Here is a 21,466-nt window from a genome sequence, read left to right on the forward strand (position 1 = left end):
GCGACCTCACGATGGGCGGCACTGCCATGAAACTCGTCATCCTCGACCGCAACGGCACGATCAACGTGCACCGCGAAGACTTCGTCAAGAGCGACATCGAGTGGACGCCGCTGCCCGGTGCGCTCGAGGCCGTGGCCCGGCTCAACCATGCGGGCTGGCATGTGGTGATCGCGTCCAACCAGTCGGGCCTGGGCCGCGGGCTGTTCGACATGGCCTCGCTCAATGCCATGCACGCCAAGATGCACAAGATGCTCGCGGCCGTGGGCGGGCGGGTCGATGCGGTCTTCTATTGCCCGCACAGCCCCGACGAGGGCTGCGATTGCCGCAAGCCCGCGCCGGGCCTGTTCCGCCAGATTGCCGACCGCTACGGCATCGACCTGAAGGACGTGCCCACCGCGGGCGACAGCCTGCGCGACCTGCAGGCCGGCGCGGCCGCCGGCTGCGAGCCGCACCTGCTGCTCACCGGCATGGGCGCGGCCTGCCGCGGCGTCGATCCGCTGCCCCCCGAATACCCGGCGAACACCGTGGTTCATGAGAACCTCGCCGCCTTTGTCGACTTTTTGCTTGCGCGCGAAGCGCAGGCTGCACTGCAGGTGGCTGTCTGATGGCTTTTATCCGTTCCGTTGTCCATGCCCTGTGGATGCTCGTCACCGTGGTGCCCTGGGGCATCATCATGTGCGTCAGTTCGCTCTGGAAGCGCGGCATTCCGCTCTACTGGATGGCGGTGCAGTGGCTCAGCTGGGCCATCGGCGGCGCGCGCGTGCTGCTGGGCATCCAGACGCGCGTGACCGGCATGGAAAACCTGCCCGCCGACAAGCTGGCCGGCGCAGTCCTGCTGGTGAAGCACCAGTCGACCTTCGAGACCTTCCTGATGCCCACGCTGATGCCGCATCCGCTGGCCTTCGTGTTCAAGAAGGAACTGATCTACGTGCCCTTCTTCGGCTGGGCGATGGCCCGGCTCGACATGATCCACATCGACCGCAGCCAGCGCGCGCAGGCCTTCAACAAGGTCGTGAACCAGGGCCGCAAGCTGCTGGCGCAGGGCATCTGGATCATCATGTTTCCCGAGGGCACCCGCATTCCGCGCGGCCAGAAGGGCACCTACAAGAGCGGCGGCACGCGCCTCGCATGCGAGACCGGCGTGCCGGTGATCCCGGTGGCCGTCACCTCGGCCAAGGTCTGGCCGCGCAAGGCCTTCATCAAGCGTCCCGGCGTGGTCGACGTGTCGATCGGCCCGGCCATTCCCAGCGTGGGCCGCAAGCCCGACGAGCTGATGCGCGAGGTCGAGGCCTGGATCGAATCCGAGATGCGCCGGCTCGATCCCGAGGCCTACCGCGACAGCCTGCCGCTGCCGCAGGCGCCGCAAGAGGCGCTGAAGTAGTAGAAGAAAAGAAAGAGCCCGAGATGCGGGGACTGCTTCAGTTCACGATGGACCTGTTCGAAGGGCTGGGCAACGAGTTTGCGCCGGCCAAGCCGAGCGAGCCGCGCGGCAAGAAGGTCCGGAAAAAGGCGGCGCCGCCGGCCGTGCCCGCACCCCCGGTGGCCGATGCGCAGCCAACAGGCAGGGCCGGAGACGCCGGTCCTGCGCAGCCCGCCGTCCCGCTGCGCGACACGCTCGCGCTCGCAAGCTTCGTGCACCCTGAGGCCACGCGCGAAGCGGTGCTGGGATCGGCGCGCGTGGCCTACGAGTTCAAGCGCGGCAAGCGCAAGACCATCGGCTTCGTGGTGGGCGCCGAAGGCCTGTCGGTGCGCGCGCCGCGCTGGGTCACGCTGCGCGACGTCGATGCCGCCATCCAGGAAAAGGCCGGCTGGATCCTGCGCAAGCTGCTGGAGACGCAGCAGCGCCACGCACGCGTCGAGGCCACGCGCATCGACTGGAAGGACGGCGCGGAGTTTCCCTTCATGGGCGAGAGGGTCGTGATCCGCCTCGATCCGAAGCACGGCTTTGCAAGCGTCGGCGGCACGCTCGATGCAAGCGATGACGCCGCCGGCCCGCGCACTTTGCGCCTGGCCGTGGCGCAGAACGCCGAGGCCTCGCAGATCCGCGATGCCGCCCAGGCCTGGCTCATGCGGCAGGCGCGCCGGCTGTTCATCGAGCGGCTCGACCATTTCGCGCCCCGGCTGGGAGTGCGGTGGCAGAAGCTGTCGCTGTCGAATGCCGCGACTCGCTGGGGAAGCGCGAGCGCGGATGGGTCGATCCGGCTGAACTGGCGGTTGATCCACTTTCGCCTGCCGGTGATCGACTATGTGGTGGCGCATGAGCTGGCGCATCTGCGGGTGATGGACCACTCGCAGCGGTTTTGGGACACGGTGGAGAGCGTGGTGCCGGACTATGACCTGCTGCGGCGGCAGCTCAAGGATGAGGCTGTGCCTCGGTGGTCTTGAGGTTTGTTTTTTTGTTTTCCGGGGCCGGGATTCCGCCCGGCGGCGGACTCACTTTCTTTTGCTTCGCCAAAAGAAAGTAAGCAAAGAAAAGGCGACCCCACTGTCTGCGACCCCTTCGCTGCGCTACGGGGCAACCTGCGGTGCTCGCGTTTCGCGGGGTCTCGCAGAACTCGCCTTCGGCTCAAACAGCTGCGAGCCCTGATCCGCGAAACGCTGCGCTCCTCGGCGCATACAGAGGGGAGGGCAAACCACACGGGCCTTTGCTTCGCTCGGCCACCAAGCCACCGCAGGCGCTGCGCGCCTGCGGTGGTTGGGCTGTTGGTATTGGGGCCGAGCGAAGCGAAGGCTGCCCGGCTCCCACCCCTTCTGTATGCGCCGAGGAGCGCAGATGGAGGCGGGATCAGGGCCGCAGCTGTTTGAGCCGAAGGCGAGTTCTGCGGACCCCCGCCGTAATCGAGCACCGCAGGTTGCCCGCAGCGAAGCGGAGGGACGCAGACAGCAGGGTCGCCTTTTCTTTGGCTACTTTCTTTTGGCGAAGCAAAAGAAAGTAGCTCGCCCGCCGGGGCGAGTCCCGGCCCCCCACCTCAAAAAAATCAGCGAGCGTGCGTAACCCCCCCATCCACCACCAGCGTAGACCCCATCACATAGTCCCCCGCCCGGGAGGCGAGATAAATGGCCGCCCCCGCCATGTCCTCCGGCACCCCGATGCGCCCCGCGGGAATCCGCTCCTTCACTTCATCGCCATGGTCGCGCGCGAGCTTGTTCATGTCCGAGGCAAACGCCCCGGGCGCGATCGCGCTCACCACGATCCGCTCCTGCGCGAGCCGCAGCGCCATGCGCCGCGTGAGCTGGATCAGGCCGGCCTTGCTTGCGGCATAGGAGTACGTCTCCTGCGGATTCACCGAGATGCCGTCGATGGACGCAATGTTGATCACCTTCGCGAGGTGGTCGGTCGCCGCCTTCTTGAGCATCGGCGTCAGCGCCTGGGTCAGGAAGAAGGGCGTCTTCAGGTTCAGGTCCACCACCTTGTCCCAGCCGCTCTCGGGAAATTCGTCGTACGGTGCACCCCAGGCCGCGCCCGCGTTGTTGACCAAGATGTCGAGCGCGTCTTCATGCTTCGCATAGGCAGCGACCAGCGCCTGCGCGCCTTCCAGCGTGGACACGTCGGCCGGCAGCGAGACGCAATGGCCGAAGGCCGAAAGCTCCTTGGCGGCCTGGTCGCAGGCCGCGGCCTTGCGGGCCGAGATGTACACGCGCGCGCCCTGGGCCAGGAAGCCCTCGGCAATCATGCGGCCGATGCCGCGCGAGCCGCCGGTGATCAAGGCGCTGCGGCCCTTCAGCGAGAAGAGTTGGGTGGTGTCCATGGTGCAGGTGTCTCCTGAATGAAAGTTTTCAGGAAACGAGCTTAGTGCGCGGCGTGCCCGCGGGGCGTCACCTTGGCGGCAGTGCCAGGCTGCGCGGACTCGTGAAGCGGCGCAGCTCGCCGCTCACCGGATCCTGGAACGCCACCGACTTGGCCAGCAGCTGCAAGGGCTTGTCGAAGTCGTCGCTGTCGGGCGGCAGCAGCACGGGGTAGAACGGATCGTTGACGATCGGCATGCCCAGCGCCATGCAGTGCACCCGCAGCTGGTGCTTGCGGCCGGTGACCGGCGAGAGCCTCAGCAGGGCGTGGCCGCCCGCCGCCTGTTCCACGGCGATGCGCGTTTCCGAATTGGGCTCGCCGGCCTCTTCCTTCACGCGCATGAAATGGTCGTCGTCGACCAGCCGGCTGCGGTAGGTGCCGGGCACCGACGACACGCCCGGCTGCCACGGCACCACGGCCTCGTAGTGCTTGTCGATGCGGCGCTCGGGGAACATGGCCTGGTAGGCGCCGCGCGTTTCGGGACGCACCGAGAACAGCACCAGCCCCGCGGTGCTGCGGTCGATGCGGTGCAGCGGCACCAGGTCGTCGAGCTTCAGCTTGCGCTTGAGCCGCACCAGCAGGCTCTCCTGCAGGTACTTGCCGGTGGGGGTCACGGGCAGGAACGGGGGCTTGTCCACGACCACGAGCTGGTCGTCCTGGAACAGCACCTGCTCGTCGAAGGGAATGCGCACCTCGGCATCGAGCGTGCGGTAGTAGTACACGCGCAATGGCGCCTGGTAGCGGCGCTGCGCGGTCACGGGGACGCCGTGCTCGTCGACCACGTCGCGGGCTTCCATGCGGGCCAGCCAGGCCTCGCGCGTGATTGCCGGAAAGCGTTCGATCAGGAACTCGGCGATGGTGGGCCATGCGCCTTGCGGAAGGCCGACGCAGCTCGGGCCGACGCCGTCGCGCGTGGGCAGGGGCAGGCGCTGGCCCGTCATGGCGAGAGCTCGCCCTGGAGCAGCGCCAAGGCCTCGGCGAACGAGGGCCGCGCGGACGCATCGGCCTGCAGGCAGCGGTCCTTCAGCACCACGATGGTGTGCGGCGGCGCGTCGCTGCAGCGCTCGAGCAGTTCTTCCAGCAGGCAGCCGAAGGCGCGCATCTCCAGCCGCTGCAGTGCCTGGGCTTGCGCCGTGTCGAGTGCGCCCGTCATCCAGGCCGCACCGAAATCGCCGAGCAGTCCGCCGCCTTGCGCGTTCCAGAGGATGTTGTGTGCGTAGAGGTCGCCGTGCAGCATGCCGCGCGCATGCAGGTGCCGCATGGCGGACGCGATGTCGCGGGCCATGCGCAAGGCCACGGCGGAAGTCCACTGCGCATCGGCCGCATAGACGTCGCGCGTGCAGGACGCGAGGCTCGGCGGGCCGGCGAGCGTGCGGAAAGACGGATCCACCAGCGCCATGACGAGGCCCTGGGTGCCGTCCGGATGTCCATCGATCCGGCCTTGTGCGGCGATCAGTGTCGGATGCGCGCCGGCCGCGATGCTGGCGGCCATCTCGCTGTGCGGCCAGCCGTCGCTGGTGACCGCGCCCTTGAACAGCTTGACGGCCACCGGCCGCGACGCGGGGCCCAGCACCGCCTGGTGGATGACGCCCGATGCACCTTCGCCGAGCTTCTGTCCCAGCGCCAGGTCGCGCCAGTCGACATGCGGCACCGACTGCGCGGCGATGGCTGCCTGCTCGGCCTGCATGTCAAAGGGGTTGCCTGCACCCGCGAGCCACGACAGGCGCGGCAGCGCCAGCAGCCATGCGGGCAGCGCCTCGAAGTTGTTGGCCGAAATGCGCAGCAGCTCGAGCCGGCCGCAGGCCGCCAGCGATTCCGGCAGCGCACGCAGCCGGTTGCCGGCCAGCATGAGCTTCTGCATGGCGGTGCATTGGCCCAGCGCCTCGGGCAGGGTCTCGATCTGGTTGTCCGTGAGGATCAGCCAGCGCAGCGACGGCAGCCGCAGCGCGGCGGCAGGCACGGTGCGGATGCGGTTGGCCTTGAATCCGACCATCTCCAGCGCCTGGCACTGGCCGATGGATTCGGGCAGCCGCGTGAAGCGGTTGTCGGAGCAGAACAGCACGCGCAGGCGGTGCAGCCGGCCGAGGTCGTCGGGCAATGCGTCGAGCGCATTGCCGGAGAGGTTCAGTGTCTCGAGCGAATCGGCCAGGTCGAAGATCTCGCGCGGAAACTCGGTGAGTCCGCACGAGAGATCGATTCGTCTTGCGCCTGCCAGCCGGCCCGCGCGCAGCTCAGCCAGCGTGTCCATCCACCGAGTCTAAAGTGCCCGGGCCGTGGCGCTGCGGGGTCCGAAGCGGTAGATGCCGTCCTCGCCGAGCTCGCGCCGGACCTGGCCCGCGAACCACAGCAGGTGCAGGTGCGCCACGGTCTCGCCCATGGCGAAAGTCATCTGGTGCAGATCGAGTTCGCGCTTGAACAGGATCGGCAGGCCCTCGGCCGCGGTCAGCGGGCGCGCGGTGCAGGCTTCGAGCAGTTCGGCCAGGCGGTCGCGGTGGTGCTCCTGCAGCTGGTCGACGCGGCGGTGAATGCCCGTGAACGGCTTGCCGTGCGAGGGCAGGCCCAGCGTGTCGGCCGGCAGTGCCTTGAACTTGTCGATGCTGTCCAGGAAGAGCCGCAGCGAATTGGCTTCGGGCTCGCCTGCATGCACGCTCACGTTGGTCGAGATGCGCGGCAGCATCATGTCGCCGCCCAGCAGCAGCTTGAGATCGTCGCAGTACAGCGCGATGTGCTCGGGCGCATGGCCGTAGCCGCTGATGCAGCGCCAGGCGTGGCCGTTGATGGCCACGGTGTCGCCGTCCATCATGCGCGTGAAGCGGTCGGGCACGGAGGGCACCATGTTGGCGTAGTAGTTGGTGCGGGCGCGGATCTTGGCCACCGCCTCGGGGTCGACGAGGCCGTGCGAGGCAAAGAAGCTCGCCGCCGCATCGCCGCCCGCCAGCGTGTCGCCGGCGGTGCTCAGCACGCGCGCCACGTGGTAGTCGGTCGAGCTGATCCACAGCGGCGCGTTCCAGCGCGTGCACAGCCATTCGGCCAGGCCGATGTGGTCGGGGTGCATGTGGGTGACGATCACGCGCAGGATCGGCAGGCCCTGCAACTGGGTTTCGAACACATGCTCCCACTGCGCGCGGGCTTCGTCGTGCGCGATGCAGCAGTCGACCACGGTCCAGCCCTCGACGCCGTCGAGGCTGTCGCGCAGCAGCCAGAGGTTGATGTGGTCGAGCGCGAACGGCAGCCGCATGCGGATCCATCGCACGCCCGGCGCGACTTCCAGTGCTTCGCCGGGGGCGGGCAGGGTGTCGCCCAGGGGGTAGTGGAGTTCGCGTTCGAGGAGGTTCATGTAAGATTGACGTTTACGTAAACGTCATGGGTTGAGGGCATCATTGTAGGCAGAGCGGGGCCATCCTGCTGTCGCCGCCGCAACGCCCCTCCAGACGGCTTTTTTCGGCAGATCCCAGTCCAATGTCCGCGCAAACCTTCACCATCAGCCAGCTCGCGAAGGAATTCGACCTCACGACGCGCGCCATCCGCTTCTATGAAGACATGGGGCTGCTCACGCCCGAGCGCGCCGGCGTGCAGCGCGTCTACAGCGCGCGCGACCGGGCGCGGCTCACGCTCACGCTGCGTGCCAAGCGCCTGGGCCTGAGCTTGACCGAGGCCAGGGACATCCTCGACATGTACGACAGCCCGCGCGACACCGTGCCGCAGCTGCAGAAGTTCCTGGGCGTGCTGGGTGCGCACCGCGCCCAGCTCGAGGCGCAGCTGGCCGAGCTGCAGGCCAACCTGGCGGAAGTGCGCGAGCACGAGAAAAAGGGCCGCGCGGCCCTGGCCAAGGCACAGAAAGCGGCCAGAGCGGCCTGAGATCCCGACCGAACCACCACGACTCATCGACAATCACGCCCATGTCCGACAATCTTGATGACCTGTTTGCCCACAACCGTGCCTGGTCCGCACAGATGGAACGCGACCGGCCCGGCTTCTTCACCGGCCTGGTGAAGCAGCAGACGCCGCGCTACATGTGGATCGGCTGCTCCGACAGCCGCGTGCCCGCCAACCAGATCACCGGCCTGGAGCCGGGCGAGGTGTTCGTGCACCGCAACGTCGCCAACATCGTGGTGCACTCCGACCTCAACGCGCTCTCGGCGATCCAGTTCGCGGTCGAGCACCTGAAGGTCGAGCACATCATGGTGGTGGGCCACTACGGCTGCGCCGGCGTGAAGGCGGCGCTCAGCGGCAAGCGCATCGGCCTGGCCGACAACTGGATCCGCCACATCCAGGACGTGCGCGACCGCCATGCCGTAATGCTCGATTCCCTGCCCGAGGACGTGCGCGTCGATGCGCTGTGCGAGCTCAACGTGGCCGAGCAGGTGGTCAACGTGGCCGTCAGCACCGTCATGGTCGATGCCTGGGGCCGCGGCCAGAAGGTCAAGATCCACGGCTGGACCTTCGGCGTGCACGACGGCCTGCTGCAGGACCTGGGCCTGAACGTCGATGGCGCCAGGCCGCTCGACGCGGTCTACAAGGCCGCGGTGCAGCGCATCCGCTACAAGTGGAGCAAGCCCGCGGGAGCCTCGCCGTCGGCGCAGGCCGGGGCCGACGGGACCGAAGGCATCGATGCCGCCGCGGCCGGTGCCCAGGCCATCGAGAGCACCGGAACGAAAACCGGCTGAACCCATGTTCCCGCAGCGTCTCGACTCACCGCTGGCCTACGACATCGCCAAGGCGATGATCGACGGGTTCAATCGCCACTACACGCTGTTCCGCGCCGAGTCGGCGCGTGCCAAGCACCGCTTCGAAACGGCCGACTGGCACGGCCAGCAGCGCGCGCAGCGCGAGCGCATCGAGTTCTACGACATGCGCGTGAACGAGGCCGTGGCCCGGCTCGAGAAAGAGTTCAAGGCCGGCGACCAGCCGATGGAGGTGTGGCACCAGGTCAAGCTGCACTTCATCGGCCTGCTGGTGGACCATCACCAGCCCGAGCTGGCCGAGAGCTTCTTCAATTCGGTGACCACGAAGATCCTGCACCGGGCCTACTTCCAGAACGACTTCATCTTCGTTCGCCCGGCCATCAGCACCGAGTACATCGAGCCGCGCGGCGCGCCCACGTACAGGCCCTACTACCCCTCGCACGACACGCTGGCCGACACCATCGAGCAGATGCTGGACGACTACGGCCTGCAGGGCGGCTTTGCCAACAAGCGGCGCGATGCCGAGCGCGTGGCGCACGCCATCATGGGGCGCTTCCACCAGGTGAAGCTGCGCGCCAACTTCCAGCTGCAGGTGCTCTCGGGGCTGTTCTACCGCAACAAGGGCGCCTACGTGGTCGGCAAGATCATGAACGGCTTCGTCGAACTCCCGTTCTCGCTGCCGATCCTGCACGACAGCCATGGCAAGTTCTACGTGGACGCGGCGCTCTTCGGCGAGGACGATCTGCAGATGCTCTTCAGCTTTGCGCGCGCCTACTTCATGGTCGACATGGAAGTGCCCTCGGCCTGCGTGCAGTTCCTGCGCTCGCTCATGCCGCGCAAGCCGCGCGCCGAAATCTACAACGCACTGGGCCTTGCCAAGCAAGGCAAGACGCTGTTCTACCGCGACTTCCTCTCGCACCTGAACTACTCGAGCGACCGCTTCCGCATCGCGCCCGGCATCAAGGGCATGGTCATGCTGGTGTTCGACCTGCCGTCGTTCCCGTTCGTGTTCAAGGTCATCAAGGACTTCTATCCGCCGCAGAAGGACACCACGCGCGAGCAGATCAAGGGCAAGTACATGCTCGTGAAGCAGCACGACCGCGTGGGCCGCATGGCCGACACGCTCGAATACAGCGACGTTGGTTTTCCGCTCGACCGCTTCGAGCCCGAGCTGATCGACGAGATCCGCAAATTCGCGCCCAGCCAGCTCGAGATCGGCGACCCCGACGGCAACGGGGAGATGGAGCTCGTGCTCAAGCACGTCTACATCGAGCGCCGCATGATCCCGCTCAACATCTTCCTGCAGGAGGCCTTCGACACGCTCGCCAACCCCGAAAGCCCGGCCCACGCCAAGCGCGCGCAGGAGCAGCTCGAGCATGCGGTGGTCGAGTACGGCAACGCCATCAAGGACATGGTGGCGGCCAACATCTTTCCGGGCGACATGCTGTGGAAGAACTTCGGCGTCACGCGCGGCGGCAAGGTGGTCTTCTACGACTACGACGAGATCGAATACATCACAGACTGCCAGTTCCGCAAGGTGCCCGCGCCGCGCAACGAGGAAGACGAGATGAGCGGCGAGGTCTGGTATTCGGTGGGCCCGAAGGACGTGTTCCCGGAAACCTTCGAGCCTTTCCTGCTCGGCAACGACGCGGTGCGCAAAGCCTTCATGGCGCACCATGCCGACCTGCTCGACGCTGCCTTCTGGCAGCACCACAAGGAGCGCATCCGGGCCGGCCAGATGCTCGACGTGTTCCCGTACGAGGAGTCGCAGCGCTTTCCGCACGAGGGCCATGCGACCCATTTCTGATCGAGCCCCGGTCGGCAACGACCGCTTCCTTTTTTCTTTCCACTTTTCCGAAGGAGACCACCATGCCTGAATCCATCGTCATCGTCGGCGCCGCCCGCACCCCCATGGGGAGCTTCCAGGGCGACTTCTCTTCCCTTGCCGCGCACGACCTCGGCGGCGCCGCCATCAAGGCCGCCGTGGAGCGCGCCGGCATCGCGCCCGACAGCGTGGGCGAAGTGCTGTTCGGAAATTGCCTGATGGCCGGCCAGGGCCAGGCGCCGGCGCGCCAGGCGGCCTACAAGGGCGGCCTGCCCGACAGCGCGGGCGCGGTCACGCTCAGCAAGATGTGCGGCTCGGCCATGAAGGCCGCGATGCTCGCGCACGACCTGCTCTTGGCCGGCACGCACGAGGTGATGGTGGCCGGCGGCATGGAAAGCATGACCAACGCGCCCTACCTCATGCTCAAGGGCCGCGGCGGCTACCGCATGGGCCATGACCGCATCTTCGACCACATGATGCTCGACGGCCTCGAAGACGCCTACCAGCCGGGCCGCTCGATGGGCACCTTCGGCGAGGACTGCGCCGCCAAGTACAAGTTCACGCGCGAGCAGCAAGATGCGTTTGCCATTGCCAGCGTGCAGCGCGCCAAGGCCGCCACCGAATCCGGCGCGTTCAAGGACGAGATCACGCCCATCACCGTGAAGGGCCGCGGCGGCGACACCGTCATTTCCATCGACGAAGGCCCGGGCAAGGTCAAGCTCGACAAGATCGCCACGCTCAAGCCCGCGTTCAAGAAAGAGAACGGCACCATCACCGCCGCATCGAGCTCGTCGATCAACGACGGCGCCGCCGCGCTGGTGATGATGACCGAGTCGCACGCCAAGAAGATCGGCGCCAGGCCGATCGCCCGCATCGTCGGCCACGCCACGCATGCGCAGCAGCCCGAATGGTTCTCCACCGCGCCGGTCGGCGCCGTGGCCAAGCTGTTCAAGAAGACCGGCTGGAGCGTCAAGGACGTGGACCTGTGGGAAGTGAACGAGGCTTTCGCGGTGGTGCCGATGGCGCTGATGCACGAGCTCGACGTGTCGCACGAGATCGTCAATGTGAACGGCGGCGCCTGCGCGCTGGGCCACCCGATCGGCGCCAGCGGCGCGCGCATCATGGTCACTTTGATCCATGCGCTGAAGGCGCGCGGCAAGAAGCGCGGCGTGGCCACGCTGTGCATCGGCGGGGGCGAAGGCACCGCCGTGGCACTCGAGTTGCTCTAACAAAAAACAAACGCCGCAAGCGCCCCTTGCCGGGGCGCTTCGTGGTTTTCTCTCTACGAATACTGCAGACAGACGCCAGGAGATTCTTCATGCGCCCATTCAATCAACGCACCATGCTCGCAGCCCTGCTGGCCACCGCCTTGCTGGCGCCAGCCGCCGGCTGGGCGCAGAAGCGCGACAACGTGCTGTTCCAGGCCGCCACCGATGCGCAGCCCGCCGTGCTCAAGACGCTGGAGCAGCTGGTCAACATCGAAACCGGCACGGGGGATGCCGAGGGCATTGCGGCCGCGGGCAACTACCTCGAGGGCGAGCTCAAGAATCTTGGCTTCACCGTCACGCGCAGCAAGTCGGCCGGCCTCGTGGTGGGCGACAACATCGTCGGCAAGCTCAAGGGCCGGGGCGGCAAGAACCTGCTGCTGATGTCGCACATGGACACCGTGTACCTCAAGGGCACGCTCGCCAAGGCGCCGTTCCGCATCGAAGGCAACAAGGCCTACGGCCCCGGCATTGCCGACGACAAGGGCGGCAACGCCGTCATCCTGCACACGCTGAAGCTGCTCAAGGACTACGGCGTGCGCGACTACGGCACCATCACCGTGCTGTTCAACACCGACGAGGAAAAAGGCTCCTTCGGCTCGCGCGACCTGATCCAGGAAGAAGCCAAGCAGGCCGACTACGTGCTCTCGTTCGAACCCACGAGCGCGGGCGACGAGAAGCTCTCGCTCGGCACTTCGGGCATTGCCTACGTGCAGGTCAACATCATCGGCAAGGCCTCGCATGCGGGCGCCGCGCCCGACCTGGGCGTGAACGCGCTGGTCGAGGCCTCGGACCTCGTGCTGCGCACCATGAGCATCGACGACAAGGCCAGGCACCTGCGCTTCAACTGGACCATGTCCAAGGCCGGCAACGTGTCGAACATCATTCCGGCCAGCGCCACGCTGAACGCCGACGTGCGCTATGCGCAGAACGAGGACTTCGAGGCCGCCATGAAGACGCTCGAAGAAAAGGCGCAGCAGAAGAAGCTGCCCGAATCCGATGTCAAGGTGGTGGTCACGCGCGGCCGTCCGGCCTTCAACGCCGGCGAAGGCGGCAAGAAGCTGGTCGACAAGGCCGTGGCCTACTACAAGGAAGCCGGCGGCACGCTGGGCGTGGAAGAGCGCACCGGCGGCGGCACCGACGCGGCCTACGCGGCGCTCTCGGGCAAGCCCGTGATCGAGAGCCTGGGCCTGCCGGGCTTCGGCTACCACAGCGACAAGGCCGAGTACGTCGACATCAGCGCGATTCCAAGGCGCCTGTACATGGCGGCGCGGCTCATCATGGACCTGGGCGCCGGCAAGTAAGCAAGAAAAAGGACAGGAGACAACGCCATGCTGCTCAGTGCCGACCAGGAAGCCATCCGCGACGCGGTGCGCGATTTTTCGCAGGCCGAGCTCTGGCCCAACGCCCCCAAGTGGGACCGCGAGCACAGCTTCCCGAAGGAAGCCCACCAGGGCCTCGCGGCGCTCGGTGCCTACGGCATCTGCGTGCCCGAGGAGCACGGCGGCGCGGGCCTCGACTACCTCACGCTCGCGCTGGTGTTGGAAGAAATCGCGGCCGGCGACGGCGGCACCAGCACCGCCATCAGCGTGACCAACTGCCCGGTCAATGCGATCCTCATGCGCTATGGCAACGCGCAGCAGAAGACGCAGTGGCTCGAGCCGCTGGCGCAGGGCCGGATGCTCGGCGCCTTCTGCCTCACCGAGCCGCAGGCCGGCAGCGATGCATCGAGCCTGCGCACCACGGCGCGCAAGGACGGCGATGGCTACGTGATCGACGGCGTGAAGCAGTTCATCACCAGCGGCAAGAACGGCCAGGTCGCCATCGTCATCGCGGTGACCGACAGGGGCGCGGGCAAGCGCGGCATGAGCGCTTTCATCGTGCCGACCGATGCGCCGGGCTACAGCGTGGCGCGGCTCGAGGACAAGCTGGGCCAGCACAGCAGCGACACCGCGCAGATCAATTTCGACGGCTGCCGCATCCCGGTGGAAAACCTCATCGGCGCCGAGGGCGAGGGCTACAAGATCGCGCTGGGCGCGCTCGAGGGCGGCCGCATCGGCATTGCGGCGCAGAGCGTGGGCATGGCGCGCAGCGCCTTCGACGTGGCGCTGGCCTATGCCAAGGAACGCCAGGCCTTCGGCGGGGCGATCTTCGACCAGCAGGCCGTCGGTTTCAGGCTGGCCGAGTGCGCCACGCAGCTCGAAGCCGCGCGCCAGCTGATCTGGCACGCCGCCAGCCTGCGAGACGCCGGCCGCCCGTGCCTCAAGGAAGCCGCCATGGCCAAGCTGTTCGCGAGCGAAATGGCCGAGCGCGTCTGCAGCGCCGCGATCCAGACGCTGGGCGGCTATGGCTACGTGAACGACTTTCCGCTCGAGCGCATTTATCGCGACGTGCGGGTGTGCCAGATCTACGAAGGCACCTCGGACATCCAGAAGCTGCTGATCCAGCGCGCAATGGCTTGAGTGCCGGCGCGCGCCGCGCACTGCGGCTGACGTTCCAGCCAAGCGTTCATGCCGTGTCATCGGTTTCGATGACAGACAGGACGGCGCCCGCGGCGCAGCATGGCGTCCTCTTCGTCGGAGGTTCTTGCCATGTCCGTTTTCAGACTCCTTTCCTTCACCGCGGCCCTGCTGTGCCTCGGTGCATCCGCACAGGCGCAGCCCGACGCCGCCGGCATTGCCACGCTGACAGCGAGCGATGCCGTGCAACAGCTCTGTGCCGGCACGCTGAGCAGCGAGCAGCTCGTGACGGCGTACCTTGCGCAGGCAAAGGAGAAGGCGGACCTCAACGCCTTCATCACGCTGGACGAGGCCGGCGCACTGAAGGCCGCGCGCGCGGCCGATGCCGGGCGCAGGCGCGGCGGCGCCTGCAAGCCGCTGGCCGGATTGCCGGTCGTCATCAAGGACAACATCCAGGTTCAGGGCCTGCCCGCCACGGCCGGCTCGCCGGCGCTCAAGGGCTTTGTGCCCAGGGCTGATGCGCCCGTGGTCGCGAAGCTGCGCGCCGCGGGCGCCGTCATTCTGGGCAAGACGAACATGCACGAGCTGGCCTTCGGCGTCACGGGCTACAACCCCGCGTTCCAGACCGGCCCCGAGGTGGGCGTGCGCAATGCCTACGACGCGACCCGCGTGGCGGGCGGGTCGTCCTCGGGCAACGGTGCGGCGCTCGGTGCGCGCATGGCGCCGGCGGCGCTGGGCACCGACACGGGCGGCTCGGTGCGCATTCCGTGCGCGTTCAACGGCTGCGCTTCGCTGCGCCCGACCATGGGGCGCTATTCGCAGCAGGGCATCGCGCCGATCTCGCACACGCGCGACACCGCGGGGCCGATGGCGCAGTCGATGGCCGACGTCGCGCTGCTCGATCGCGTGATTGCGGGCGGCGCGCCGCTGAAGCCAGCCGATCTGAAGCGCGTGCGCCTGGGCGTGGTGCCGGCCTTCTATGCGAATCTCGACGCCGACACGCGCGCCGCCACTGACGCGGCGCTCGGCAAGCTGCGCGCGGCGGGCGTCATGCTGGTGGACGTGGAGATGCCCAAGCTCATGGAGCTCAATGGCGCCATCGGCTTTCCGGTTGCGCTCTACGAGGCACACGGCGACATGGTTGCCTACCTCGCGAAGTACCGCACCGGCATCGACATCGCGCAGCTCACGGCCGGCATCGCGAGCCCCGACGTCAAGGGCACCTTCGAGGCCTTCGTGATCCCGCGCAAGCTGCCCGCGCCGAACGGCACTGTCGATGCGAAGCCGGCCTACGACAACGCGATGCGCGTGGCGCGGCCCGCATTGCAGAAGCTCTACCGCGACACCTTCGCGCAGCACCGGCTCGATGCGCTTGTGTTCCCGACCGTGCCGCGGGTGGCGCCGGTGGCCGCGCCCGAAGCCAGCAGCCCCGAGAACTTCGGCGCGCTGATTCAGAACACCGACCCCGGCAGCAACGCCGGCATTCCAGGCGTGCAACTGCCCTCGGGCCTCGGTGCGACCAGCGGGCTGCCCGTGGGACTGGAACTGGACGGGCCGTCCGGCAGCGATCGCCAGCTGCTCGCCCTGGGCCTCGCGGTCGAGAACGTGCTGGGCCGCCTGCCCGCTCCGAAGGCGAAGTAGGGCGCCTGCGGCCGTATCAGCGCCGGGCCAGGCCGGCCAGCGCCGAACGGCGCTCGATGCCGAGCTTGTCGAAGATCCGCCGCAGATAGGTGCGCACCGTCGGCACGCTCACCGTCATCCGGCGCGCGATCTCCTTGTCGGTCAGGCCTTCGCACACGGCCCGCGCAACCTCCTGTTCGCGTCCGCTCAAGGCACGCCAGAGGGCTTCGGCGGGCATCGGCGCAAATGCCGCCGTGCGCTGTGCGCGCTGCAATGCACCGATGAAGGCGGGCTCGATCAGGTCGAGCAGCGCCTTCTCGTGGTCGCCGAAATCGCCGCGGCCCTTGCGCCGCCAGACGCGCAGGTCGCCCAGCGCGCGGTTGCCCTGGAAAGCGTGCAGGTTCATGCCCCAGTGCAGCCCGTCGCGCGAGAGAAAGTCGGTGAAGAATTCGGTGCGCATCAATTCGCGCTGCGGCATCACGTCGGTGACGCGGGTTGCACGGCGGTGCGACTGCAGCACGAAGGTGATCGGGTCGTGGTGCTGGTGCCATTCGCCATAGCGGTCGAGGTTGGCTGCGTCCATGTTCAAGGCCACGCGGCCGTCGAACCGGCCAGTTTCGGCATTCCAGACGAAGGAGGCGAACTGGTCCGCGTGCAGCAGGTCGAGCAGTGCCCGGCCGAGGCGCTCGCGGATGTCGATTTCGCCTCGGTCTTCCGCCAGCAGCGTGAAAACGCCGCGCAGCGCCCGCTGTTCGGAGCCTGTCAGGTACATCGCCACCTCGCTCTTTCGTGTGCACAAGCAAGGCTAGCGGCAAGCAAGCACTGCGCCAAGAGTGGATGTCCGGGGACGCTCGGGCTTGCCCCATCGGTCGAAGGGCCCGGAGGATGTTCCAATAGAGGCCTTCATGAGCGCCACTGTTCCCCCCACCGGACCTTGCCCCTGCGGCCGCACGGACCGCCGAGACAAGCCCATCGGCTATGCCCTGTGCTGCGGCCGCTACCTCGAGGATTTCGAGGGCACGCCCGCGCCCGACGCCGAATCGCTGATGCGCTCGCGCTATACCGCCTTCGTGCTGGAACGCGGCCCCTACCTGCTTGCCACCTGGCATGCGTCGACGCGGCCGGCGTCGATCGAGTTCGAACCCGGCGTGAAGTGGCTGGGCCTGGACATCCGTTCGCGCTCGGTGTTGGACGCCGACCATGCCGAGGTCGAATTCGTCGCCCGCCAGCGCAGCAGCACCGGCGCCGCCACGCGCCTGCACGAGCGCAGCCGCTTCGTGCGCGAGGGCGACCGCTGGTTCTACCTCGAAGGCGATCTGCAGACCCCCGGTTGACGCACCGGGCCATGGCCCGCACAATAGTCCCCGCTCCGGGGTGCACGCATGTGGCGTGCTGAGATGGCAAAGTGCCGACCCGCGAACTTGATCCGGGTCATACCGGCGTAAGAAGAGCTGCACTCCCCGACTCCGGTCCCGCCACCCACCCACCAACGTGGCGGCCCAAAGTCCTCAGAGCGATTGCGGAGCACCCTTTCCCTCAACAAGGAGTGCCCCGCATGAATGCCCCCGACAAGTTCACCTCCCTGCTCTCGCTCACGCGCGAGCCCTTTCCCGCATCGCACAAGTGCCTGATCCCGGGCAGCCGGCCCGACCTCAACGTGCCGGTGCGCGACGTGCTGCTGACCAACGGCGAGACCGTGTCGCTCTACGACACCTCGGGCCCCTACACCGATGCCAAGGTCGAGATCGACGTGCGCCGCGGCCTGCCCGGCGTGCGCGGCGCCTGGATCACCGAGCGCAACGACACCGAAAGCTACGAAGGCCGCTCGCACCAGGCGCTCGACGAGGGCCTGAAGCACGCGCACGACCACGATGCCCAGCGCCTCGCCGAACTGCGGGCCGGCGCCTCGGCGCTGCAGCGCACGCCGCGCCGCGCCAAGGCGGGCGCCAACGTCACGCAGATGCACTACGCGCGCCGCGGCATCGTCACACCCGAGATGGAATACGTGGCGCTGCGCGAGAACGGCAAGCGCGAGTGGATGGCCGAATACCTCGCCAACGAGGAGCGCGCCAAGCGCGTGGCCGGCAACCCGATGGGCGCCAGCATTCCGCGCATCATCACGCCCGAGTTCGTGCGCGACGAGGTGGCGCGCGGCCGCGCCATCATCCCGGCCAACATCAACCATCCTGAAGTGGAGCCGATGGCCATCGGCCGCAACTTCAAGGTCAAGATCAACGCCAACATCGGCAACTCGGCCGTCACCTCGAGCATCGAGGAAGAAGTGGAAAAGCTCGTGTGGGCGATCCGCTGGGGCGCCGACAACGTGATGGACCTTTCCACCGGCAAGAACATCCACACCACGCGCGACTGGATCGTGCGCAACAGTCCCGTGCCCATCGGCACCGTGCCGATCTACCAGGCGCTCGAGAAAGTGGGCGGCGTGGCCGAGGACCTGACCTGGGAGATCTTCCGCGACACGCTGATCGAGCAGGCCGAGCAGGGCATCGACTACTTCACCATCCATGCCGGCGTGCGGCTGCCGTTCATCCACCTGACGGCCGACCGCATGACGGGCATCGTCTCGCGCGGCGGCTCGATCATGGCCAAGTGGTGCATCGCGCACCACAAGGAGAGCTTTCTCTACGAGCGCTTCGAGGACATCTGCGACATCATGAAAGCCTACGACGTGAGCTTCTCGCTCGGCGACGGCCTGCGCCCGGGCTCGGGCGCCGATGCCAACGACGAAGCGCAGTTCGCCGAGCTGCGCACGCTGGGCGAGCTCACGCAGATCGCATGGAAGCACGACGTGCAGACCATGATCGAAGGCCCGGGCCACGTGCCGATGCACATGATCCAGGCCAACATGGACGAGCAGCTCAAGCACTGCCACGAGGCGCCGTTCTACACGCTCGGCCCGTTGACCATCGACATCGCACCGGGCTACGACCATATCTCCAGCGCCATCGGCGCCGCGATGATCGGCTGGGCCGGCACCGCGATGCTCTGCTACGTGACGCCCAAGGAGCACCTGGGCCTGCCCGACCGCGACGACGTCAAGCAGGGAATCATTGCCTACAAGATCGCCGCGCATGCGGCCGACGTGGCCAAGGGGCACCCCGGCGCGCGCTCGCGCGACGATGCGCTCAGCAAGGCGCGCTTCGAATTCCGCTGGCAGGACCAGTTCAACCTGGGCCTGGATCCCGACACGGCGCGCGAATTCCATGACGAGACCCTGCCCAAGGATTCGAGCAAGGTGGCGCATTTCTGCTCGATGTGCGGACCGAAGTTCTGCTCGATGAAGATCACGCAGGAAGTGCGCGAGTACGCGGCGAAGAAGGGCGTGGCCGAGGCGGAAGCCATGGCCGAAGGAATGGCGCAGAAGTCCAGGGAGTTCATGGCGGGCGGCGGCGAGATCTACATCCCGATCCAGCCCGCGTCCTGAGCCCGGCCGGGGTCATTGCTACCATGGGGGAATTCCCCCGAACCCCTCCGCGCAATGACCCCACTCCCCTTCGACGCCGTCCTTTTCGACTGCGACGGCGTCCTCGTCGATTCCGAACCCATCACCAACCGCGTGCTCGCCGAGATGCTCGGCGAACTCGGCTGGCACCTGACCACCGAAGAGTCGATGAACACCTTCACCGGCAAGGCCGTGAAGGACGAAACCGCGCTCATCGAATCGAAGACCGGCGTCAGGATCACCGAAGACTGGCTCAAGGCCTTCAGGGCCCGCCGCAACGAAGCGCTCGAGCGCGACCTCTTGGCCATTGCGCACGCCCCCGCGGCCATCCGCGAAGTCCATGCGCGGCTCCGGGGCCGCATCGCCTGCGCCTCGGGCGCCGACCGCCACAAGGTCGAGCTGCAACTGGCGAAGGTCGGCCTGCTCGAGTGTTTCGAAGGCCGCATCTTCAGCGGCCACGAGATGCCGCGCTCCAAGCCCTACCCCGACGTTTACTTGGCCGCTGCCGAGGCGCTGGGTGTCGATCCGAAACGCTGCGCGGTGGTCGAGGACACCGTCACGGGCGCGATGGCCGGCGTGGCTGCGGGTGCCACGGTGTTCGGCTACAGCACCGGCGAATCGGGCCACAGCGGCCCCGAGGCGCTGCGCAGCGTCGGCGCGCTGCAGGTGTTCAGCGACATGCGGGAACTGCCCGCGCTGCTCGCTTCGCACGGCCTGCAGCCGGCCTGAAAAACGGGCTCGGAAAAACCAAGCCCCTGCCGCGAGCAAGCCCGCGGCGTTTCTGCTGCAATGGCATCAAGCAAGCCAGTCCACAAGGAGCCGGATCCCATGACTTCCGAATACAAGACCGAGCAGCCCGACCGCGCCGAGATCGATGCCCTGAAGGGCCCGGCGGTGGTCGAGTTCGGCACCAACTGGTGCGGCATCTGCAAGGCCGCCCAACCTCATATCGCCGAGGCCTTTGCCAAGTACCCGGAGATTCCGCGCATCAAGGTCGAGGACGGCAGCGGACGACCGCTGGGCCGCTCGTTCAACGTGCGGCTGTGGCCCACGCTGGTGTTCATGCGCGACGGCCAGCAGGTCGCGAAGCTGGTGCGTCCCGAAGACAGCCAGTCCATCGCCGACGCGCTGGCGTTGATTGCACAGCCGGGCTGAGCTTCGTAAGTGCCTTTGTTCAGGGCGCCGCTGATTCAGGGCGCGCTCCCGCCGACGGGGTACCTTGCTCCGCGAATGTCCCCCGGCCTGCGGCCTCCTCCTTTATTTCGCTGCGCAAGGCACCCCATCGACGGGAGCGTTGGACAGGGCACCCGCCCCGAACAAAGGCGTCACAACCCCCGCAGCCGAAAGTCCCGCGGCGCATGTCCCGTCCATTGCAGGAACGCACGCGAAAAGCTCTTCTCGTTGCGAAAGCCCACGGCCAGCGCCACCTGCTTGATCGGCCGGCTGGTGCGGCGCAACTGCTCCACCGCCATCTCGTGGCGCACTTCGTTCTTCAGCGTCTGCAGTGACGTGCCTTCTTCATGCAACTGCCGGTGCAGCGTGCGGCTCGACACGTTGAGCAGCGTGGCCAGCGCCTCCGCCGTCGTGGCCTCGGCGGCGCGCGAACGCAGCAGCTCGCGCACGCGCTGGCCCAGCAGCCGGTCGCGCCGGTACTGCAGCACCGTGAGCGGCAGCGCCCGCTTGAGCATGGTGCGCAGCGCGCGCTCGTCGCGCTGCAGCGGCAGCGCGAGGTAGCGCTCGTCGAAGCTGATGCTCGCCTCGGGCGCATCGAAGCGCACCTCGGGCGTGAACATCAGCGGATAGGCGTCGCGGTGCGGCGGCGCTGCAAAGGGAAAGGTCGCGTCGCGCAGCGAGATGCGCGAATCGATGGCCCAGCAGACGTACCCGTGCAAGAAGCGCAGGCTCGTCACCAGGCAGAACTCGCGGAAGGCCTCGTCCAGCGGGTGGTGCTCGGCGATGCGCAGCGTGGCCACGCCGCCCGACACCTCCAGCGCCAGCGTGATGTCCTCGGTCAGCAGGCGGTGATGGCGGCACCAGCGCTTGATGGCCACGCCCAGGTCGGGCGAGGTCAGCGAGGCGCGGCACAGCATGCCGTAGCTGCCCCAGGGCAGGCGCCGCGAGAACCAGCCGAGCGCCTCGTCGTCCAGCTCCTGCATCGCATGGCCCGACAGCGCCTCGAACTGCGCGGCCGTCACCCGCGCGCCCGGCCGGGCCAGCTCGCGCGGCGTGATCTGTGCCGCTTGCAGCGCCGCGGACGGATCGACGCCGTAGCGCTCGTAGCCCTGCACGATAGCTCTCACGAAAGCCATCGGCGTGACGGCGCGGGCGGGTCGGAGGAAGGACGGGGACGACATGGTCAGGTGGT

At 67.6% G+C, this 21,466-nt stretch carries 20 protein-coding genes and 1 riboswitch; of the genes, 14 read left to right on the top strand and 6 right to left on the bottom strand.

The genetic code is table 11. The features are described from left to right. Window positions 1–11: 11 nt before the first annotated feature. From gmhB to VPA02S_RS30780, 3 genes are read left to right on the top strand one after another with little or no spacing between them, the layout of a single operon-like run. Window positions 12–605 (top strand): D-glycero-beta-D-manno-heptose 1,7-bisphosphate 7-phosphatase, encoded by a 594-nt coding sequence (gene gmhB / locus VPA02S_RS30770; protein ID WP_015867503.1) that lies wholly within the window; start codon window positions 12–14, stop codon window positions 603–605. Next, window positions 605–1,381: a lysophospholipid acyltransferase family protein gene (locus VPA02S_RS30775; protein WP_015867502.1), complete on the top strand. Its 777-nt coding sequence runs from the start codon at window positions 605–607 to the stop codon at window positions 1,379–1,381. Before gmhB ends, VPA02S_RS30775 begins: the two co-directional genes overlap by 1 nt. 47 nt (window positions 1,382–1,428) lie before the next feature. Then, complete coding sequence (locus VPA02S_RS30780) at window positions 1,429–2,385, top strand: M48 family metallopeptidase (protein ID WP_027730107.1); 957 nt, start codon at window positions 1,429–1,431, stop codon at window positions 2,383–2,385. Between the two features lie 593 nt (window positions 2,386–2,978). On the opposite strand, the gene VPA02S_RS30785 is transcribed toward VPA02S_RS30780, so the two are convergent. The 4 genes from VPA02S_RS30785 to VPA02S_RS30800 all read right to left on the bottom strand — a co-directional run bounded on the left by VPA02S_RS30785 (window position 2,979) and on the right by VPA02S_RS30800 (window position 7,124). After that, window positions 2,979–3,749 (bottom strand): SDR family oxidoreductase, encoded by a 771-nt coding sequence (locus VPA02S_RS30785; RefSeq protein ID WP_015867500.1) that lies wholly within the window; start codon window positions 3,747–3,749, stop codon window positions 2,979–2,981. 67 nt (window positions 3,750–3,816) lie between these two features. Next, window positions 3,817–4,728, bottom strand: a complete 912-nt coding sequence (locus VPA02S_RS30790) for a pseudouridine synthase (RefSeq protein WP_027730332.1) — start codon at window positions 4,726–4,728, stop codon at window positions 3,817–3,819. After that, window positions 4,725–6,035 carry a leucine-rich repeat-containing protein kinase family protein gene (locus VPA02S_RS30795; protein ID WP_062367297.1) on the bottom strand — a complete coding sequence of 437 codons (1,311 nt, stop codon included), beginning with the start codon at window positions 6,033–6,035 and terminating at the stop codon, window positions 4,725–4,727. The genes VPA02S_RS30790 and VPA02S_RS30795 overlap by 4 nt, the downstream gene beginning before the upstream one ends. 9 nt (window positions 6,036–6,044) lie before the next feature. Then, the gene (locus VPA02S_RS30800) at window positions 6,045–7,124 is read right to left on the bottom strand and encodes an MBL fold metallo-hydrolase (protein ID WP_062367299.1); all 1,080 of its coding nucleotides are present in this window, start codon (window positions 7,122–7,124) and stop codon (window positions 6,045–6,047) included. Between the two features lie 122 nt (window positions 7,125–7,246). On the opposite strand from VPA02S_RS30800, the gene VPA02S_RS30805 reads away from it, so the two are divergent. The 7 genes from VPA02S_RS30805 (at window position 7,247) to iaaH (ending at window position 15,662) form a co-directional block, all read left to right on the top strand. Continuing rightward, window positions 7,247–7,645, top strand: a complete 399-nt coding sequence (locus tag VPA02S_RS30805) for a MerR family transcriptional regulator (RefSeq protein ID WP_015867496.1) — start codon at window positions 7,247–7,249, stop codon at window positions 7,643–7,645. A gap of 41 nt (window positions 7,646–7,686) precedes the next feature. Continuing rightward, a complete protein-coding gene (gene can, locus VPA02S_RS30810) occupies window positions 7,687–8,454 on the top strand; it encodes a carbonate dehydratase (protein ID WP_062367301.1) in 768 nt (255 codons plus the stop codon). 4 nt (window positions 8,455–8,458) lie between these two features. Continuing rightward, on the top strand, window positions 8,459–10,279 hold the full coding sequence (aceK, locus tag VPA02S_RS30815; protein ID WP_062367303.1) for a bifunctional isocitrate dehydrogenase kinase/phosphatase: 1,821 nt from the start codon (window positions 8,459–8,461) through the stop codon (window positions 10,277–10,279). A gap of 62 nt (window positions 10,280–10,341) precedes the next feature. Beyond that, the gene (locus VPA02S_RS30820) at window positions 10,342–11,526 is read left to right on the top strand and encodes an acetyl-CoA C-acyltransferase (RefSeq protein ID WP_018907065.1); all 1,185 of its coding nucleotides are present in this window, start codon (window positions 10,342–10,344) and stop codon (window positions 11,524–11,526) included. Window positions 11,527–11,615: 89 nt separating this feature from the next. Next, window positions 11,616–12,866, top strand: a complete 1,251-nt coding sequence (locus VPA02S_RS30825; protein WP_062367304.1) for a glutamate carboxypeptidase — start codon at window positions 11,616–11,618, stop codon at window positions 12,864–12,866. Between the two features lie 27 nt (window positions 12,867–12,893). Then, a complete protein-coding gene (locus VPA02S_RS30830; RefSeq protein ID WP_062367305.1) occupies window positions 12,894–14,024 on the top strand; it encodes an acyl-CoA dehydrogenase family protein in 1,131 nt (376 codons plus the stop codon). Between the two features lie 129 nt (window positions 14,025–14,153). Next, window positions 14,154–15,662: an indoleacetamide hydrolase gene (gene iaaH / locus VPA02S_RS30835; protein ID WP_218002191.1), complete on the top strand. Its 1,509-nt coding sequence runs from the start codon at window positions 14,154–14,156 to the stop codon at window positions 15,660–15,662. A gap of 16 nt (window positions 15,663–15,678) precedes the next feature. On the opposite strand, the gene VPA02S_RS30840 is transcribed toward iaaH, so the two are convergent. Beyond that, a complete protein-coding gene (locus VPA02S_RS30840) occupies window positions 15,679–16,413 on the bottom strand; it encodes a helix-turn-helix transcriptional regulator (RefSeq protein ID WP_062367307.1) in 735 nt (244 codons plus the stop codon). Window positions 16,414–16,546: 133 nt separating this feature from the next. On the opposite strand from VPA02S_RS30840, the gene VPA02S_RS30845 reads away from it, so the two are divergent. From VPA02S_RS30845 to VPA02S_RS30860, 4 genes are all read left to right on the top strand, one after another. Beyond that, window positions 16,547–16,975 carry a YchJ family protein gene (locus VPA02S_RS30845; protein WP_015867490.1) on the top strand — a complete coding sequence of 143 codons (429 nt, stop codon included), beginning with the start codon at window positions 16,547–16,549 and terminating at the stop codon, window positions 16,973–16,975. Window positions 16,976–17,001: 26 nt separating this feature from the next. Further along, window positions 17,002–17,106: riboswitch (TPP riboswitch) on the top strand. 90 nt (window positions 17,107–17,196) lie between these two features. Further along, window positions 17,197–19,083 carry a phosphomethylpyrimidine synthase ThiC gene (gene thiC, locus VPA02S_RS30850; protein WP_015867489.1) on the top strand — a complete coding sequence of 629 codons (1,887 nt, stop codon included), beginning with the start codon at window positions 17,197–17,199 and terminating at the stop codon, window positions 19,081–19,083. Window positions 19,084–19,137: 54 nt separating this feature from the next. Next, on the top strand, window positions 19,138–19,830 hold the full coding sequence (locus VPA02S_RS30855) for an HAD family hydrolase (RefSeq protein WP_062367309.1): 693 nt from the start codon (window positions 19,138–19,140) through the stop codon (window positions 19,828–19,830). 99 nt (window positions 19,831–19,929) lie between these two features. Further along, window positions 19,930–20,256, top strand: coding sequence for a thioredoxin family protein (locus VPA02S_RS30860; protein ID WP_062367311.1), 327 nt, complete (start codon window positions 19,930–19,932; stop codon window positions 20,254–20,256). A gap of 170 nt (window positions 20,257–20,426) precedes the next feature. Here the strand turns inward: VPA02S_RS30860 and VPA02S_RS30865 are convergent, their stop codons facing one another. Then, window positions 20,427–21,455 (bottom strand): AraC family transcriptional regulator, encoded by a 1,029-nt coding sequence (locus VPA02S_RS30865; RefSeq protein ID WP_062367313.1) that lies wholly within the window; start codon window positions 21,453–21,455, stop codon window positions 20,427–20,429. Window positions 21,456–21,466 lie beyond the last annotated feature (11 nt).

This window comes from Variovorax paradoxus NBRC 15149 (genome assembly GCF_001591365.1).
GTDB lineage: Bacteria > Pseudomonadota > Gammaproteobacteria > Burkholderiales > Burkholderiaceae_C > Variovorax > Variovorax paradoxus.